12 protein-coding genes and 1 pseudogene are annotated in these 17,280 nt (G+C 77.2%); 9 read left to right on the forward strand and 4 right to left on the reverse strand.

Annotation, left to right across the window (positions count from 1 at the left end; all coding sequences use genetic code 11):
- Window positions 1-9 precede the first annotated feature (9 nt).
- Entirely contained in the window at window positions 10-1,833 is a 1,824-nt protein-coding gene (locus HCK00_RS23835) for a CotH kinase family protein (RefSeq protein WP_206320823.1), read from the forward strand.
- Window positions 1,834-1,929: 96 nt separating this feature from the next.
- Here the strand turns inward: HCK00_RS23835 and HCK00_RS23840 are convergent, their stop codons facing one another.
- Window positions 1,930-2,262, reverse strand: coding sequence for an alpha-amylase inhibitor (locus HCK00_RS23840; protein ID WP_168104101.1), 333 nt, complete (start codon window positions 2,260-2,262; stop codon window positions 1,930-1,932).
- A 541-nt stretch (window positions 2,263-2,803) separates the two neighbouring features.
- Here HCK00_RS23840 and HCK00_RS23845 point away from each other — a divergent pair.
- Window positions 2,804-3,181, forward strand: coding sequence for a peptidase inhibitor family I36 protein (locus HCK00_RS23845; RefSeq protein WP_168104102.1), 378 nt, complete (start codon window positions 2,804-2,806; stop codon window positions 3,179-3,181).
- 320 nt (window positions 3,182-3,501) lie between these two features.
- Here the strand turns inward: HCK00_RS23845 and HCK00_RS23850 are convergent, their stop codons facing one another.
- Window positions 3,502-5,814, reverse strand: a complete 2,313-nt coding sequence (locus HCK00_RS23850) for a copper resistance CopC/CopD family protein (protein ID WP_168104103.1) — start codon at window positions 5,812-5,814, stop codon at window positions 3,502-3,504.
- A gap of 207 nt (window positions 5,815-6,021) precedes the next feature.
- Between HCK00_RS23850 and HCK00_RS23855 the strand changes: the two genes are divergently transcribed.
- Window positions 6,022-6,525 (forward strand): hypothetical protein, encoded by a 504-nt coding sequence (locus tag HCK00_RS23855; protein ID WP_168104104.1) that lies wholly within the window; start codon window positions 6,022-6,024, stop codon window positions 6,523-6,525.
- A 94-nt stretch (window positions 6,526-6,619) separates the two neighbouring features.
- Here HCK00_RS23855 and HCK00_RS23860 read toward each other — a convergent pair whose 3' ends face one another.
- Window positions 6,620-7,012 carry a hypothetical protein gene (locus HCK00_RS23860; RefSeq protein WP_168104105.1) on the reverse strand — a complete coding sequence of 131 codons (393 nt, stop codon included), beginning with the start codon at window positions 7,010-7,012 and terminating at the stop codon, window positions 6,620-6,622.
- A gap of 301 nt (window positions 7,013-7,313) precedes the next feature.
- Here HCK00_RS23860 and HCK00_RS23865 point away from each other — a divergent pair, with 301 nt between their 5' ends.
- Window positions 7,314-8,159 (forward strand): DUF1775 domain-containing protein, encoded by an 846-nt coding sequence (locus tag HCK00_RS23865; RefSeq protein ID WP_168104106.1) that lies wholly within the window; start codon window positions 7,314-7,316, stop codon window positions 8,157-8,159.
- Between the two features lie 503 nt (window positions 8,160-8,662).
- Here HCK00_RS23865 and dhaK read toward each other — a convergent pair.
- Window positions 8,663-9,658, reverse strand: a complete 996-nt coding sequence (gene dhaK / locus HCK00_RS23870; RefSeq protein WP_168104107.1) for a dihydroxyacetone kinase subunit DhaK — start codon at window positions 9,656-9,658, stop codon at window positions 8,663-8,665.
- Window positions 9,659-9,924: 266 nt separating this feature from the next.
- Between dhaK and HCK00_RS23875 the strand changes: the two are divergent.
- From HCK00_RS23875 to HCK00_RS23895, 5 genes and pseudogenes are all read left to right on the forward strand, one after another.
- Window positions 9,925-10,278 (forward strand): annotated as a pseudogene (locus HCK00_RS23875) (LLM class flavin-dependent oxidoreductase); the annotation flags it as partial.
- A 383-nt stretch (window positions 10,279-10,661) separates the two neighbouring features.
- Window positions 10,662-11,864, forward strand: a complete 1,203-nt coding sequence (locus HCK00_RS23880) for an acyl-CoA dehydrogenase family protein (RefSeq protein WP_206320839.1) — start codon at window positions 10,662-10,664, stop codon at window positions 11,862-11,864.
- Between the two features lie 302 nt (window positions 11,865-12,166).
- A complete protein-coding gene (locus HCK00_RS23885) occupies window positions 12,167-13,576 on the forward strand; it encodes a cytochrome P450 (protein ID WP_168104145.1) in 1,410 nt (469 codons plus the stop codon).
- 516 nt (window positions 13,577-14,092) lie between these two features.
- A complete protein-coding gene (locus tag HCK00_RS23890) occupies window positions 14,093-14,857 on the forward strand; it encodes a hypothetical protein (protein WP_168104108.1) in 765 nt (254 codons plus the stop codon).
- Between the two features lie 142 nt (window positions 14,858-14,999).
- Window positions 15,000-17,219: a serine/threonine-protein kinase gene (locus tag HCK00_RS23895; protein ID WP_311765457.1), complete on the forward strand. Its 2,220-nt coding sequence runs from the start codon at window positions 15,000-15,002 to the stop codon at window positions 17,217-17,219.
- Window positions 17,220-17,280 lie beyond the last annotated feature (61 nt).

Here is a 17,280-nt window from a genome sequence, read left to right on the forward strand (position 1 = left end):
CGGGGCGCGGTGGTGGCGCTCGCCGCGCTGTCCCTGCTGCTGACCGGCCTCTCGGGCCATGCCGCCGCCGCGGCCGCACCGGACACCGCCCGCTCCGCGTCCGCGCGGCCGGCCGCCTCCACCGTGTCCACCGGGGAGGCCGCCACCACGTCGACCGGGGAGGCCGCCACCTCCCCCGACGAGGCCCGCCCCGCGGACATCCGCGCGGGCGAGCGGTCGGCGGCCGATCTGACCGGGGACATCACCTTCTCGGTACCGAGCGGCACGTTCCGGGGCGAGGTGTCCGTCTCCCTGGGCACCTCCGTCGCCGGGGCGCAGATCCGTTACACCACCAACGGGCAGCTCCCGACGGCGAGTTCCCCGCTCTACGGCGGGACGGCGCTGCGGTTCACCGCCACCACGCAGCTCCGCGCCCAGGCCTTCGTGGACGGCGCGGCGAGCGGCGAGCCGGGCACCGCCCTCTACGTGGCCCGCACCGTCGACGCCAGCCACGACCTGCCCGTCCTGGTCATGGACGCCTACGGTGCGGGCAAACCCGGCCGGGACTACCGGGACGCCGCCGCGCTGCTGATGGAGCCACAGGGCGGGACCACCTCGCTGGGCGCGGCCCCCGCTGTGGCCACCCGTGCCGGCTTCCATCTGCGCGGGCAGTCCTCCGCCTCGTTCGAGAAGGCCCCGTACCGGCTGGAACTCCGCGACAACCAGGACGACGACGCCGACTACCCGATGGCGGGCATGCCGGCGGACTCCGACTGGGTGCTGCGCGGCCCCTTCCCGGACAAGACGCTCGTCCGCGACGCCTTCGCCTACACCCTGGGACAGGAACTGGGCCTGAGGACACCCCGCCACCGTTTCGTCGAGGTGTATCTCAACCTCGACGGCAACCCGCTGACGGCCGACGACTACCAGGGCGTCTACCTGCTCGACGAGAACATCAAGCGTTCCCCGGACCGGGTGGACATCGCCAAGCTCAAGAAGACCGACGTCACCGAGCCCGCCGTCACCGGCGGCTACATCATGAAGTTCGACGCCTTCGCCGCCGAGGAGCCGAAGGTGCCCTGCCCCGCCGGCACCCAGAACTGCTGGTCGGACCTGGAGGTCGTGGAACCGGACGATCTCGGGCCCGAGCAGCTGACCTGGCTCTCCCAGTACCTCCAGAAGTTCCACAACTCCCTGCGCGGCGCCAACCCCTCCGACCCGCAGAACGGGTACCCCGCGTACCTCGACGTGGACTCGGTGGTCAACATGGTCATCCTCAACGAGATGAGCCGCCAGGGCGACGCCTACATCCGCTCCACCTACTTCCACAAGGACCGCGGCGGCAAGCTCGTCGCCGGGCCGCTGTGGGACTACGACCTCGGCTTCAACGCGATCCCCGGCTCCAACTCGGTGCGTGGCTGGCAGTTCCAGCCGTTCTTCGGGTTCCCGCAGACCACCGACTGGTTCCTGCGGCTGATGCAGGACCCGTCGTTCAACCAGAAGGTCGTCACCCGCTGGCAGGAGCTGCGCCGCGGCGTCCTGTCCGACGCCCGGCTCCGCGACCGGGTGCAGCAGCTCGCGGCGCCGCTGACCAACGCCGCCCAGCGCAACTTCCAGCGGTGGCCCAACCTGAACACGCGGCAGGTCGGACCGTTCCAGACCCAGACCACGCAGACCTGGCAGCAGCAACTGACGCTCATGCAGGACTGGCTGGTCCAGCGGGCGGCCTGGATCGACTCCTCCGGCTGGCGGATCAGCGCCACCGCCGCGCCGGACTCCGCGGCGCAGGCGGTGCCGCTCCTGCCCCACCTGCGGCCGGAGAAGTCCGACCGCCCCCGCCGTTCGGCCCCCTGACCCCGCCCCTCACCCGCCCCTGCTTCCACACCGGCGCCCCGGCCCCGCGGCACACCACCGCGGGGCCGGGGCCGTGCCGGCCGGGGAGGGCGGAGGTCAGCAGGTGACGACCTTGCCGTAGGAGCCCTGGCTCCAGGTCCAGGTCCGGGCCTCGCCCGGCCGGTACGTCCAGCACTGGCCGTCCGGCCCCCAGTCGATGACCAGCTTGACGTGCATGGTCCGGCCGCAGTTGTTCCGGATGGTCACCTTCTTCGCCTGCTTGACGACATCCCGCGCGACGCAGGCGGGTGCCGTCCCCTGGGCGGACGCGGGGGAGAGCGGGGTGGAGGTCTGGGCCGCAGCGAGGGGGGCGGCGAGGGAGAGCAGCCCGGCCAGTGCCGCCGTGGCGGCGGCGGACGCGAACACGACACGCTGACGTGAGGACTTCATGACGATATGGGTCCCTTCCGGTCCTGTGGGTGTTTCGAGGACATCGGGATTGTCCATCCAGGTGCGGCATGAAGTAGTGGCTTTGAGAGGTCTTGCCATCAATTGCAGGAGTATTTCTCCCGGTTTGCCATCCCGTGTCATCACGTGACGCGGAGTTTTCGGTAACGCGCGGGCGTTGAGCGGAGGGCGTTGCCGGCCGGCGGCCCCTTCGCCGCGCCCGGGCCGGTTCCCTCTCCGGTCCGTCCGGCGCCGCCGCGCACGCGGCGCGGGGTGTGTCCCCCTCTCGCGCCCTCGCGTCGGCGCCGCGCCGGCCCTGTGCGCTGTCGTCCCTGTGTCCTGGTATTCCCACGAAAAGGGGGATTGGTCCGTGAGGTGGTCCTTCCCGCCCTCCGGCGTCCGACGATGGTCCGGCCCCGCCCGACACGAACGACACATCCTCGGGTGTCCGCCGGAGAAGCGGTGGCCGCGTGGGCGGAACGCCGGACGTTCCGCCCACGCGTTCCGGCACTACGGCGACCCGGACGAGAGAATGGGGAGAACCATGAGGGAAGCGCGACGCAAGGCCGGCCGGATCGCCGCGGTGGGCGCGGCGGTCGCCGTGCTCGGCTCGGTCACGGGTGCGGCGCACGCGGGCCCGGCGGACGGCCGTGAGGCGTCACTCCGCGAGCGCGCGGTGCAGAGCTGTCCGCAGGGCTATGTCTGCTTCTGGGCCGAGCCCGGATTCCGAGGGGTCATGCGGGTCTACAAGAATCCCCGCTTCCACGTCTGCGGCTGGGTCCCCCAGCACTACGCCAGGTCCGTGGTCAACCAGGACAACCAGACCTGGTCCTTCTACGGGGACGTCAACTGCACGGCGCACGTGGTGACGCTGGACCCGGGACAGGCCGCCGCCAACGTCGTGATCCGCACCTGGAAATGACCGGGCGCGGCTCCGGCCGGGGTCACCGTCCCCGGCCCCCGCCCGGCCGTGAAGGGACGTGATCTGCCCGCCGGGAACGGCCCGTCGCCCAGGGCGCGGCGCGGGGAGGAGGCCGTTCCCGGCGGCGCGTGGTGGGACGGGCGTGAGGTGCCCTCGCTTCCCGTGACGCGTCCCGCCGTCGCCGTTCACCGCGGCACCGTCCCGTCCGGTGCGCACCGTGCCTCCGGCCGCTCCGGCCGCTCCGGCCGCTCCGGCCGTCTCGGGCGCGGCGGGCACCGGTCGACGGGAGCGGACCCGCGGCCGTGCGCCCCGGCGGGGTCTCACCCCCCGGCCGGCGCCTGCCGGACCTCGACGGAGGTGGTGCGGGTGACCTGGTCGAACTCCGAGGTCCGCACGGTGACGGACATCGTCCACTCCCCGGCCAGCGGCAGTTGCAGGCTGTTCGTCGTCCAGTAACCGCCGGCGTCGGCCACCTCCGCGTCGATCGGGCCGACGTCCTCCTTCTCGTGGGTGAAGGTGATCCGCATCTCCGGAACACCGGTGAAACCGCCTCTGGCGTCCATGACGACGGCCTGGACGGTGTTGACGCCGACCCGCGCCGGGTCGACCGTGACATTGGCGACGAACCGTCCCTGCGCTGTCCCGAACGGCACGTCCACCACCGCGACCGCGGCGCCCTGGGCGGCCAGTTCGCGGCTGGTGTCGAGCACGGTGCGGGCCGGCGGTGTGCCCGTCAGCACGGTGGTCAGCGCCAGCACGGCGGCACCGACCGTGAGTTCGGCCAGTACGGAGCGGCGCAGCGGCGATACCGGGGGCCGGCCACCGCCCCGCCCGTCCCCGGCCCCGTCCCCGTCCCCGGCCCCGTCCTTCCTTTCGCCGCCGGGCTTGCCGCCGGCTTCCGGGGTGGCGGAGGAGACCGTCCCGCTGTCCGCGATGGACGGGACCCCAGCCCCGGACGATCGTGCCCCGGTACCGGCCGCCCCCGTCACGCACGCCACACTCGTCGCAGCTGCCGCGGGGACGGCCCCGGCCGGTTCCGGTACCCGAGCGCCCGCCCGGCCCGACACGGCCTCCCGCTCCGGCACGGCCGGGAGCCGGCTTCCCGTCTCGGACGCGGCCGATGCCGGGGCCTGTGCCGTGTCCCCGGCATCGTTCGCGCTGTCGCTGTCGCTGTCGCTGTCGCTGTCGCTGTCGCTGTCGCCGGCCCGGTCCGCCTCGCCCTTCCCCGCCGCGCGGTCCGGGGCGCGCAGGCCCGCGGTCAGGCATCGGGAGGCGGCGGCCGTGGCGAGCAGGAGGAGGACCACGGCCACCTTCGTCAGCAGCAGCTTCCCGTAGAAGGTGGTCGGCAGCAGATCCGCCGCCCCGACCTGGCGCCAGGACTGGTAGACCCCGGTGACGACCAGGACGACCACCGAGGTGAAGGCGACCGCCGAGAAACGGCCCGCCGCCTCGGCGCGCCTGCGCTCGTCCGGGCAGCCGGCCCGGCGGAGGACGGTGACGCACAGGGCGGCGAGGCCCCCCGCCCACACCGCCATGGCCACCAGGTGCAGCCCGGCCAGCACCATCGCGAGCGGTGCCTGCGGGCCGACGGAGGCGTGCTCCACCGTCACCCAGGTCGCCGCCAGGCCGGCGGTGACCACGGCCGCGCCGGCCGGCCCGGCCGCCCGGGACCAGCGGCGCCGCGGTACCCCACCGCCGTCCGTCGCGCCACCGCCGTCCTCCGCCGCGCCGCCGTCCGGCGGGGGGTCTCCCGCGCCCGCCCGCGCCCGGGAGGCCAGGAACGCCAGGCCACCGGCCGCCACGGCGAGCAGCAGCAGCCGGACGGCCAGCGCGGTGCCCGGCCGGCCGGCGACCGTCCCCGGCAGCGCGGAGAGGTCCAGGACCCGGCCGAGGCCCTCGCCCGTCTCGTACGGGCCGCGGAGCAGCAGCAGGGCGGCCGTGGAGACGGCCAGGACGCCCCAGCCGGTGACCACCAGCCGGCGCAGCGGCCGTTCCACCGGTCCGTGCCGCAGGCAGAGCAGCGCGAAGGCGACCCCGCCGACCAGCAGGGACAGCCCTCCGTAGGCGGCGAAGCGGAAGGCGCCGTACACCACTTGCGTGGTGGTGTTCCCGGAGTCGGCGGACTCCACCACCGCTGTGGTCCCCGAGGGTTTGCCGATCGAGAAGGTGAACGCCCCGGAGGCCGGGTGGCTGTCGGCGGACACCACATGCCAGGCCACCGTGTAGGTGCCCTCCCCGAGGCCGTCACGGAGGGCGATCCGGACGGTCGCCGCGTTCCCCCCGGCGTGATCCGCCGTCCCCTCACTCGCCTGGGTGTTGGTGGGGGAGATGACCCGCAGGGAGCGGTCGGTCAGGGTCACCTCCTCGGTGAAGGTGAGGGTGATGTGGCTCGGTGCCGTCGCGACCACCGTGTCCGCCGCCGGGTCCGAGGAGCGCAGGGAGGCGTGCGCGGCGGCCGTCCCCGCCCCGCCGAACAGTGCGGCGAGCACCGCGCCCACCACGACGAGCAGCGCCCACACGCGGCGCGCGCCGCCCCGCCATGGCCGCTGGGGGACCCTGCGTCCGGGGCCCCCGCCGCGCCGTTCCGCCGTCCGGGCGCCGCCGCGCTTCCGCCCCCTGAGGTCTCTGATCACGTCGTCCCTTCTCCCGGTCCCACACCGTCCGCCGCCACCCGGAGCCCGGGGCGCGCCGCCGCCAGGGAATACGCGGTTCCGCGCCGTGCTGCTCACCGTCCGCGGAAGTCGCCGGCCGCGGATTGAACGGACCGCCCGCCGCGGCCGTATGCCCCGGGTGCACCGACCCTCGTCCGGGAACCGCCCTCGTCCTGTTGTGAGCCTGTGATGGAACGACCACTGCCCGACCGGGCACCGGCATCCCCCGCCGGGCCCCGCCCGCCCCGTCCGCGCCATGTGCGCACGGGTGCGCTCGCCGCTCTCGTCACCACTGCCGCCGCCCTGCTGCTCGGCGGGTGCGGTGCGGAGGAGCCCGCCGGCCGGGCGGGTACCGCCGAGGGGCGGCCGGGCGCGCCGCCGAAGGCCCGCCCGGCCGATGTGCCGGAACTCGCCTCCGCCGTCGGGTGCGAGGCGGAGATCACCATCGACGTGGCCGACTACCGCCAGGGCACCTGCGACACCGGACGGGCCGAGTACGTCTTCGTCAGCTTCGAGAGCGACACCGGGAAACGCGCCTGGCTGGAGACGGCGCAGATGTACGGGGGCGTCTACCTGGTCGGCAACCGCTGGGTGCTCTCCGCCGACCCCCGGCCGGCCATGGAGCGCGCCCGGGAGCGGCTCGGCGGCACCATCGAGGAGACGGGCGCCCTCGGTGCCGAGCCGGCACCGTGAGGCCGACGGAGCGGGCCGGTCCGTGCCCGCGTCCGGCGGCCGGGCCGTGAACCGCTCCGTGACCGCCCTGCGCGCGGCGGTGTTCGCCCTCACCTCAGGTGTGCTCGCGGTGGCCGGGCACCACGCCGTGCTGGACGGGCCGGTGCCCTGGCCGCCGGTGGTGGCGGTGACCGCCGCGCAGTGCGCCGCGGTGTGGCCGCTGGCGCGCCGGCGGCGCTCCCTGCCCGTCGTGGTGACGGCCACCCTCGCCGCCCAGGCACTGCTGCACACGGTGCTCTACCTCGCCGTCGCCGCCCGTCCGGCGCACACCGGGCACGGCGGCGGCGCGGACGGAGCGGGCCCCGGCCCCGCCACGCACGCGGCGGATCCGGCGCATCTCGCGCACGCGGCACCGGCCGGCGAGGTGGCGCAGGCCGGCGGGCATGTCTCCGCCGCCATGACGGTGGCGCATCTGCTCGCGGCCCTCGTCGTGGCCTGGCTGTTCCACCACGCCGACGCGGCGGCGGCCGCCGCCGTCCGGGCCGCCCGCACGGGACGGCGCGCCGCCTGCCTCGCGCTCGCCCCCCTCCTCGCCCTCGCCCGGCTGCCCGGCCCGGCCCGTCGCCCGCGCCGCGAGCCGCGCCCGGCGCCACCGGCCCGCGCCGGCGGACCGCCGGTGACGGGGCGGGAGTTCCTGACGAGTGCCGTGGTGCGCCGGGGCCCACCGGAGCGGGACCGCGATCCAGGTCGTCGAGTCCCCGTGCCGGCCGCCCCACGGTGCGCCGGCCGCTCATCCGAGGAGTTCCGCCATGCCCGCTCAGAGATTCCCCCAGGGGTGCCCCCAGGGTTCCGTCCCGTCGTCCGCCCGGTCCCTCCCGCCGCGCCGGCCCCGCCCGCGCGTCCTGGGCCGTCTCGCCGCCGTCTCCGCGCTCGCCCTGGCGTTCGCCACCGTCCAGACCGCTCCGGCCGCCGCGCACGCGCATGTCACCGCCTCCGAACCACGGGCGCTGGCCGAGAAGGTGACGCTCACCTTCGAATCCGCGGCGGAGAACGACGCCGCCGGCTTCACCGAGGTGAGGGTGTCCCTCCCGGAGGGCATCGCGCCCGGTGACGTCGGACTGGGGAAGGCGCCCCGGGGATGGAAGCTGAAGCACACGAAGGACGGCTACGCCGTCGCCGGCCCCGAACTGCCGGTGGGCACCGATGCCGTGTACGAGGTCGAGGTCCGCCAGTTGCCGGACGCGGAGAAGCTGGCCTTCCGGACCGTGGAGACCTACGGGGACGGCGCGGTTTCCCGGTGGATCGAAACACCGGAGGACGGCGCGGAGTCGGAACAGCCGGCACCCGCCCTCGACCTCGAACCGGCCGCGCCCGGCGCGAAACCGCTCCGCCCCGCCTCCTCCGGAGCCGCCGCGGAGGAAACCCCCGCACCGGCGGATTCCGCGACCGGCGGGGAGACGGACGCGGGAGAGGCCGGCGAGGACGCCGGGAAGTCCTCCGACGGTGCCGAGAAGGCCGGGCGGGCCCAGCAGGAGGACGAGGGTTCCGCGGCCGGCCCGCTGCTGGCCGGGGTCGCCGTACTGCTCGCGCTGGGCGGCGGAGGGGCGTGGTGGCTGGCCCGTCGCCGCTCCGCGTCCTCCTCGTCGGGGAGCTGAGCGGCGGCCCCGGCCGGGAGGCGGGTTCGGGAGGCGGGTTCAGGAGGGGCGGCGCGGGCCCCGGCCGGTGGTTCTCCGCCTTCGGCCGGGGCCCGCGCAACCTTCGGCCGGGGCCCGCGCCACCAGGGCTCGTGCCGGGCCGCGCACCGTGGACGGGCCTCGGTGCGCCGCCCGGGGGCGGGCCGGGCCGCCCACCACGCCGGCCGGCGTCCGCCGGGTGGCTGTCCCGGTCCCGCCGGACCTGCGCGGTCTGCCGGCCCCCCGGTCCCCGGGGCGTGCGCTGCGGGCCGGAGCTCACGCCCCGAGCCCGTGCTGTGGTCCCCGGGGCCGGGGCCCCCGGGGACCGGAGGAAGGCCCGGGGCACCGGGGGCCGGAGGAAGGGCCGGCAGGTCCGGGTCGATCCCGGCCTTCGGCCTCCGCCCGACACCCATCGAGTGGCTCGGAGCCCACCGGGCTCGGGACCTACCGGGGTCGGAGTCCACCGGGCTCCGGGCCCACCGGGGTCAGCACCCCCAGCGCAGTCCCGCGGTCCGCACCGGCGCGTCCCACAGCCGCAGCAGTTCCTCGTCCGCGCGGCAGAGCGTCACCGAACAGCCCGCCATGTCCAGCGAGGTGACGTAGTTGCCGACCAGCGTGCGGGCCACCGTCACCCGGCGCTCCGCGAGCACCCGGGCGACCTCCCCGCCGAACCCGTAGAGCTCCAGCAGCGGGGTCGCGCCCATCCCGTTGACCAGCAGGAGCACCGGATCGCCAGCCGCGCCCAGGTCGGCCAGGACGGCGTCCACGGCGACCTCCGCGATCTGCGCGGCGGTCATCATCTCCCGCCGCTCCCGGCCCGGTTCGCCGTGGATGCCGATGCCCAGCTCCAGCTCGCCGGCCGGCAGGTCGAACGTCGGGCCGCCCTTGGCGGGGGTCGTGACCGCGCCGAGCGCCACCCCGAAGCTGCGGGACGCCTCGTTGACCTGGCGCGCCAGCGCCGCGACGCGCTCCAGCGGCGCGCCCTCCTCCGCGGCCGCCCCGGCGATCTTCTCCACGAAGAGAGTGGCCCCGGTGCCGCGCCGGCCGGCGGTGAAGGTACTGTCCGTGACCGCCACGTCGTCGTCGACCAGCACACTGACCGCCTGGATGCCCTCGTCCTCCGCGAGTTCGGCGGCCATCTCGAAGTTGAGCACATCACCGGTGTAGTTCTTCACGACGAACAGGACACCCGCGCCGCTGTCCACGGCCGAGGCCGCCCGCACCATCTGGTCCGGCACCGGGGAGGTGAACACCTCGCCGGGACAGGCCGCGTCGAGCATCCCCGGGCCGACGAACCCGCCGTGCAGCGGCTCGTGCCCCGACCCGCCGCCCGAGACGAGGGCCACCTTCCCCGCGACGGGCGCGTCCCGCCGCGCGATGACGCGGTTCGCCACGTCCACGGACAGCTCCGGGTGGGCGGCGGCCATGCCGCGCAGGGCGTCCGCGACCACGGTCTCCGGCGAGTTGATCAGCATCTTCACAGGCACTCCTGGGCAGTTGGCGCGCGGGCGGCGGCCTGCCGGGGGTCCGGCGGGCCGGTACGGAGCGCGGCCCCCGGGGCCGCCGCCGGCCCGGTCGCCCGCGGCGGTTTCCGGCCGGGGGCCGGTCCCGCCGGACACGGCCCGTGCCGCCCGCGGGGGACGGGCTCGGACGCGTCCAGTATCGGCCGGGTGGCGCCGCGGGTCACGGACCGGGCGGCGATGAATCCCCGGTGACCGGTGCGCGGGACCGCGCCCGCCGGCCGCGGCGCGCCGCGGCGCGGGGCCGGCGGCGGATGCTGGCGCTGCACGGCGGCGGCCGGGACGGTCTGGAGATCCACCCCAATCTGTGGGCGGGCATCGGCCTGGTGCGCGGTGGCGCGGGGACGGCGCTGGTCGGCAGCCACGAGGAGGTCGCCGACCGGATCACGGAGTACCACCGGCTGGGTATCGACGAGTTCGTGCTCTCCGGCTATCCGCACCTGGAGGAGGCCTACTGGTTCGGCGAGGGCGTGCTGCCCCGGCTCGCCGGACGCGGCCTGTGGTCGCACCCGTACCGCGCCGCCGCCCCGGAGCGCGCCGGCGCGCGGGCCTCCCTCGCGGGGGCGGGCGCCGCTCGCTGACCCGTCCGCGGGGCGTCCGCCCGCCGCGGGGGTGGTGACGGTGGCCGGAGCGGCGGGCCCGCCGCATCCGTCAACCCTACAATTCCTATCGATTTTGTAGGGAACCATTGACGGGCCGCTTCCGGGGTGACGAGGATGAGACGCCGGTCCCGCGCGAACACCCGTTCGGCGCGACGTCGTTCCGCCGACGCCGGCGCGGCCGCGCGCGACCGCCGCGGCGGGGCGTTCCCGGCCGCTTCCGGACCGACCGGCTCCCGGTGCGCCCGTGCGCGGACCGGGGTGAGGAGGATCCCTTGACGACGGCACCCACTCCCTCGCTCCGCCCCGCCACGCTCGTACCGCCGTACGGCGCGGGGGCCGGGGGCGGGCCGGGGAGAGCGCGCCTGACGGTCATCGAGCCCGCCGCGGGGGAACCGGCCGGCCACGACCACTGGCTCCAGGTCGCCCGTGAGGTGGCGGACGACCTCGCCACCGACGCGGCGTCCCGCGAGCGGGCCGGCCACGACCCCTCCGACGAGGTGGCCCGGTTCCGGGAAGCCGGCCTGCTGACCCTGCTGATCCCCTCCGGCCACGGCGGAGGAGGCGCCGGCTGGCCCACCGCCTGCGCCGTCGTCCGGGAGATCGCCGCCGCCGACGGGACGCTCGGCCTGCTCCTCGGCCGGCACTACGTGCTCTCCTGGAGCCCGCGGAGTCTCACCGGTCCCGGCCCCGCCGCGCGGATCGAACGGCGCTCCGCCGCCGGCCAGTGGTTCTGGGGCGGTGGGCTCGGTCTCCGCGAGACGCCGCCCGTGCTGGCCCCGGACGCGGACGGCCACGGCTGGCTGCTGGAGGGGCGTCAGGACCGGGTCGCCGGTGCCCGGGTCGCGGACCGGCTGGCCGTCGCCGCCGTCCGCCACGACACCGGCGAACCCCTGTTCGTCCTGGTGGACCCGGCCGGTCCGGGCGTGGTGGCAGGCCCGGGGGAGGAGACCTTCGGCCTGCGGCAGGCCGCCGCCGGCAGCGTGGAGTTCGCCGCCGTCCCCCTCGCCGGGGACGCCGTCCTGGGCTCGCTGTCGGCGGACGGGGGAGCCCTCCCGCCCTGCGCCGGGCTGACCGCTGCCACCGGGCACCTGGTCTCCGCGCAGACCTGCCTCGGCCTGGCCCAGGGAATGCTGGCCGAGGCCCGGGACCACGCCCGCTCCACCGCGGCGGCCTGGCCGGGCGGAGCGCCCGCCGACCCGCACACCCTCGCCGCCTACGGGGAGCTCTCCGTGTCCCTGCGGGCCGCCTCCGCCCTGGCCGCCGAGGCCGTGGCCGGATTGACCGGGGCCGCGGACCGTCCGGAGGACCTCACCGACGACGAGTGCGCCGAGGTCACCGTGGTGGCCGCGGCGGCCGAGTCGGCCGCCGTCCGGGCCGCCCAGGAGATCACCGCCCGGGCGCTGGACGTCGCCGGGGCGGGCTCCGCCGCCGCCCGCCACGGCCTCGACCGCTTCTGGCGCGACCTCCGCGCCCACACGCTCCACCAGCCGGCCGGACCCCGTCTTCAGGCTATGGGCGACCACTTCCTCCACGGGGCGTACCCCCCGCTGACGCTGCCCGCCTGAGCGGTGGCCGGCACCCCCGCACGGACCGGCGATCCGCGGCGGGTCCCGGCCGTCCGCGGTGCCGCCGGCCGGTCTCCCGCCCGCTCCTCCGGGCCGGCGTGGCGGATCCGCCGGACGGGCCGGAAGGGAAGACCTGCGTACCCTCGCCGGCCGGAGAACGGTCACGACCCGGGACGTTCCGCCGCATCCGGCTCCGGGAACGGCGGCACCCGTGGGACCGTGGGAGCGATCGAGGTGCGCCCCCGGCCGGCGGCCGGACACCGGGGAACCGCACGGCACCTGGGACGGCCGCTGGGGGCATGATGACCGGAACCACGACCGCCGACACGGACGCCGCGACCCGCGCACCGGGCCCTGCGGGGCACTGGCTGCTCGGTTCGCTGCCGGAGATACGGCGGGACCCGCTGGGCACCTTCGTGCGCGTCAGGGAGGAGTACGGGGACATCGTGCGGCTCACCGCCGGCCCGCCCGGCCTCCGGGCCGAGCGCCACTGCGTGTTCTCCCCCTCCGGGGCGCAGCAGGTACTGGCCTCGCGCTCCGCCGACTTCCGCAAGGACACCGCCGCCTACCACGAGATCGCCGCGGTCCTCGGCGACGGGCTGCTGACGAGCCAGGACGAGCAGTACCTCCGTCAGCGGCGCCTGGTGCAGCCGCTGTTCACGCGGCGGCGGGTGGACGGCTACGCGGACGGCCTCAACGAGGAGGCCGGGGCGGTGGTCCGGCGCTGGCGCGACACCCCGGACGGCGCCGTGGACCTCGCGGAGGAGATGTCCCGCTTCACGCTGCGCGCCGTCACCCGCATCCTCTTCGGCGCCGACATCGAGTCGGCGGTGGACGTGGTCCGCCGGAACTTCCCCGTCCTCGGCGGCCACATCGTCCGCCGCAGCTTCACCCCCGTGCGGCCGCCGCGCACCTGGCCCACGCCTGCCAACCGCTCGGCCGGCCGCGCCCGGGCGGCGCTCCACGCCCTCTGCGACCGGATCGTCGCCGAACGCCGGGCGGAGGACGCCCGGCGCGGCCCCGGTGACCCGGCCCCCGGGACCGATCTGCTGAGCCTGCTGACCCGGGCCGGGAACGACGACGACGGCACCCTCACCCCGGCCGAGATCCGTGACCAGGTGCTCGTCTTCCTGATCGCCGGCCACGAGACCACGGCCACGTCCCTCACCTTCGCCCTCCATCTGCTCGGACACCACCCCGAGGTGCAGGAACGGGCCCGTGAGGAGGTCGAGCGGGTCCTCGGGGACCGCCCGCCCACCGCCGCCGACCTCGACGCCCTGCCGTACCTCACCCAGGTGCTCAAGGAGTCGATGCGGCTCTACCCGGCGGCCCCCGTCTTCGGCCGCAACGCGGTGCGGGAGACGGTGATCGACGGTGTCACCATCCCCGCCGGGGGCGAGGCCCTCGTGGTCCCCTGGGCGATCCACCGCCATCCGGACCACTGGGAGGACCCCGAGCGTTTCGACCCGGACCGCTTCCTCCCGGAGCGGGAGCGGGACCGTCCCCGCTACGCGTGGCTGCCGTTCGGCGGCGGGCCCCGCGCCTGCATCGGGCAGCACTTCTCCATGCTGGAGTCCGTGCTGGCGCTCGCCGCCTTCCTGCGGGCGTTCACGATCGAGTCCCCGGCCGCCGGCATCACGCTGGGCGTGGGGGTCACGCTCCAGATCGGGTCCCCGGTCCGCGCCCGGCTGATCCCGCGCGCCACGGACTGAGCGGGCGGGCCGCACGCCCCCGGGGGAACACCCGGGGGCCGACCCTGTGCGGCGGGGCCGAGCCCTCGCCCCCGGACGGGCCCTCCGCCCGGAGCCGTCACCCGGGCCGGTGGATACCGCCGCCCGGCCGGGGGCCCGGCCCCGCGGGGTTCCGGGAGCCGCACGAGCCGGCCGCGGCGCGCGGTCACGGCCGGCCGCGACCGGCCCGGGGGAGGGGCCGGGACCGGGGCCGGGTGCGCCGCGGGCGCTCCCCCCGGGCAGCCCCTGCCGCCCTTGCGGCCCGGCAGGCTCCCGAGACGTCCCACCTCCGGCCGGCGCCCCGCGGCCCGTCGCCCACCGGGCGCCCACGCGGCCGGGGTCCGCTCCGGCTCACCACCCCGCGCACCCGCCCCCTCGGGGTCCGGCTCCACCGGCGCCCCGGCAGGGCCGGTTTCGCCGCCGCCGGGCCGGTTACCCGTCGGCCGGACGGGGGCACGTGCGGACGGGCGGGGCCGGGAGCAGGCGACGGGAGACACCATGAGTGACGCGTCACGGGCCAGTCACGCCGCGGCCGGGCCCGGCCGCGGCAGCGGGGAGAAGGCCAGGCGTGCGGCCGCCGGGGAGGCCGGGCGGACGGCGGACGACCGGGCCACCACCCCCACCTCCCCGGGAGCCCCGGGGAAGGCCCGGCCCGCCGGTGCCGCCGCCTGGGAACGGGCCCGCGACGCCGCCGGTACTCTGCGCGCCCACCCCCGGAGCGAGGCCCGTGACCTGCTCCGCCGCGGGCCGGCCGCCCTCCGTGACGGGATCGGCGGACTGGTGGGGAGGGCGGCCGGGGCTGGTCACCGCGCCGCAACGTCTCTCGGACGGCGGATCGCCACCGGCGACGGCCGCGGGGGCACCGGCGGAGCCGGGCCCGGTGACGCCCCGGCCACCGGCGAACTCCGTACCGCCGCCCAGCGGCGGCCCGGACTGCTGGCGGGAGCGGCGGCCTCGGCCGGGTTCGCGGCCGGTTCCGCCGCGGGGCTCGCCGCCGGACTCGCCGAGGCGGCCCGGGGAGCGCGGCGCCCCGCCACCGCACAGCCGGGCGCGGTGCTGGGCGCCGCGGCCGCGGCGGGCCTGGTGGCGCGACGGCTCGCACGGACCGCGGGCGTGGTGGGACACGGCGGCCCGGCGCCCGTCCCCGACAAGCCCGGCCCCGTCCCGACGTCACCGGGGGCCGGGCACCCCACCGGGCCGCCCGGGGAGTCCTCCCGCCCCTCGCACGCGCGCCCGTACGGGGACGGCGCGGGACCGCGGTAGCCCGTCCGCTCCGCGCGGGCCGGCCGTGGCCCTCGTGCCCGTGTCCCGAACCCGTCCGGTGCCGTGCACAGTTCACCCGCCGATCGGCATACTGGACTGCGCTCGGAGGCGGAGCGCAGGCATCGACGGGGGCGGCGAACGCGTGGAGGAACCGGAGACAGCTCAGGAGCCCGCGGAACCCGGGGTCCACACCCTGGTCGGCGGCCGGTACCGGCTGCTCGACCGGATCGGGCGCGGCGGCATGGGCGAGGTGTGGCGCGCCCTGGACGAGGCGCTCGGCCGCCAGGTCGCCGTCAAGTGCCTCCGGCCGCCCTCCCCGGGGCCCGACGAGAAGGCCGCCCGCGTGCTGCGCGAGCGCTTCCGGCGGGAGGCCCGGGTCGCCGCCTCCCTCCAGCACCGCGGCATCACCGTCGTCCACGACTTCGGTGAGGACCGCGGCACGCTCCACATCGTCATGGAACTGCTGGACGGCCGTCACCTCGGGCAGATCCTCCACGATCACGGCGAACCGCTGCCCCTGCCCGACCTGGTGGACATCACCGGGCAGATCGCGGCGGCCCTCGCCTACACCCACCGGCAGGGCGTGGTCCACCGCGACCTCAAACCCGCCAATCTCGTGCGGCTCGCCGACGGCACCGTGAAGATCTGCGACTTCGGCATCGCCCGCCTCACCCACGGACTGGACCAGGGCACCCGGCTCACCGGCGCGGGCGTCGCCATGGGCACCCCGCACTACATGCCGCCGGAACAGATCACCGGCGGCCCCGTGGACCACCGCGGCGACCTCTACTCCCTGGGCTGCGTGATCTACGAACTCGCCACCGGCAGGCCGCCGTTCGACCGGGACGACCCGTGGGCCGTCCTCGCCGGCCACCGGGAGACGCCGCCCCGGCCGCTGCGCGACCACCGCCCCGCGCTGTCCGGGCCGTTCGAGCAGCTGGTGCTCCACCTGCTGGCCAAGGACCCGGGGGACCGCCCGCGGGACGCCGCCGACCTGGGCGACCGGCTCGCCGCCGTCCACCGCTCCCACCCGTCCGCGGTGTCCGCCCCGCGGACCGGGAAGCACGAGCCGCGGCTGCCGCCCTGGACCCGCTCCATGACGGCCGGCTGGTCCGCGGGCGCCCTCACCCGCCCCGCGCCCTACGACGCCTCCGCCGGGCTCACCCGCCCCTGGGCCGGCGGCACCGGCACCTCCGGAGACCTGTCACCCTCCGCCCGGCCGCGGCCCCGGGCCCTCGCCGCGTCGGCCCGGCGCCACGCGGCCGGTCTCCACCTCGCCCGGCTGGGCCGCTGGGCGGAGGCCGCCGCCGAGCACCGGACCGCCGCCGCCGAGCGTGAGCGGGCCCTCGGCCCCGGCCACCCCGAGACCCTCGCCAGCCGCTACGAGGCCGCCACCGCGCTCCTCCGCGCCGGTCTCGCCGCCGCGGCCCTGGAGGAGTTCCGCCAGGTCGCCGACGTCCGGCAGCGGGCCCTCGGCCCCGACCACCCGGCGACCCTCCTCGCCCGCCAGGAGCAGGCCCACGCCCTGACCCGCCTCGGCCGTCACGCCGAGGCCCACCAGCTCTACGCCGGTCTCCTCGTCATCCGCGAGCGCGCCGACGGTCCCGGGCACGCGGACACCCTGCGCTGCCGTCACCAGCTCGCCGTCACCCTCGGGCGCCTGGGGCGCGCCGCCGACGCCTTCCGCGTCGCGTCCGAGACGGCCCACACCCGCGCCCGCACCCTGGGCCCCGAGCACCCGGACACCCTCGCCACCCGCTGTGAGGCCGCCCACGCCCTCGGGCAACTCGGCCGCTGGGCCGACGCGTTGCGCGCCTACCGGGAGATCGCCGACGCCCGCGCCCGGGTCCTCGGCCCGCTGCACGCCGACACCCTCGCCGCCCGCCACGAGACGGGCGCCGGCCTGCTGCGGCTGGGGCGCGGCGCCGAGGCGCTGGCGCACTTCCGCTCCCTGGTGTCGGACCGCGTCCGCGCCCGCGGCGCCGACGACCCGGGCACCCTGCGCGCCCGGCAGGGCGCCGTCACCGCCCTGGGACGGCTGGACCGCTGGGAGGAGGCGCTGGCGGAGGCGGAGGAGATCCGCGACCTGCGGGAGCGCGCCCTGGGCCCCGGCCACGCCGAGACCCTGGCCGCCCGCCGGGAGGTCGCCGTCTGCCTCGGCGCGCTCGGCCGCTGGGAGGAGGCCCGGGACGCGCACCGCGAGGTCACCCTGGACCGGGAGCGGACGCTCGGGCCCGCCCATCCGCTCACCCTGGCCAGCCGGGCGGACGAGGCGCACTGCCTGGAACGGCTCGGCCGCCCCGCGGAAGCCGCGGAGATCCACCGCCGGCTGGCCGGGTACCGCGCCGGCCCCGGGGACTGACGGGACCCCGGTACGGCGGACCGCCCCCGGGCGCGGTGGTTCCGCGCGGCCGGCCCCACGG

It is taken from the genome of Streptomyces zingiberis (assembly GCF_012034935.1).
Lineage (GTDB): Bacteria > Actinomycetota > Actinomycetes > Streptomycetales > Streptomycetaceae > Streptomyces > Streptomyces zingiberis.

Coding starts and splice junctions, on each gene's coding strand:
- HCK00_RS23845 (WP_168104102.1), top strand. CDS start 2,804: ATGAGGGAAGCGCGACGCAAGGCCGGCCGGATCGCCGCGGTGGGCGCG.
- HCK00_RS23855 (WP_168104104.1), top strand. CDS start 6,022: ATGGAACGACCACTGCCCGACCGGGCACCGGCATCCCCCGCCGGGCCC.
- HCK00_RS23885 (WP_168104145.1), top strand. CDS start 12,167: ATGACCGGAACCACGACCGCCGACACGGACGCCGCGACCCGCGCACCG.
- HCK00_RS23865 (WP_168104106.1), top strand. CDS start 7,314: ATGCCCGCTCAGAGATTCCCCCAGGGGTGCCCCCAGGGTTCCGTCCCG.
- HCK00_RS23890 (WP_168104108.1), top strand. CDS start 14,093: ATGAGTGACGCGTCACGGGCCAGTCACGCCGCGGCCGGGCCCGGCCGC.
- HCK00_RS23840 (WP_168104101.1), bottom strand. CDS start 2,262: ATGAAGTCCTCACGTCAGCGTGTCGTGTTCGCGTCCGCCGCCGCCACG.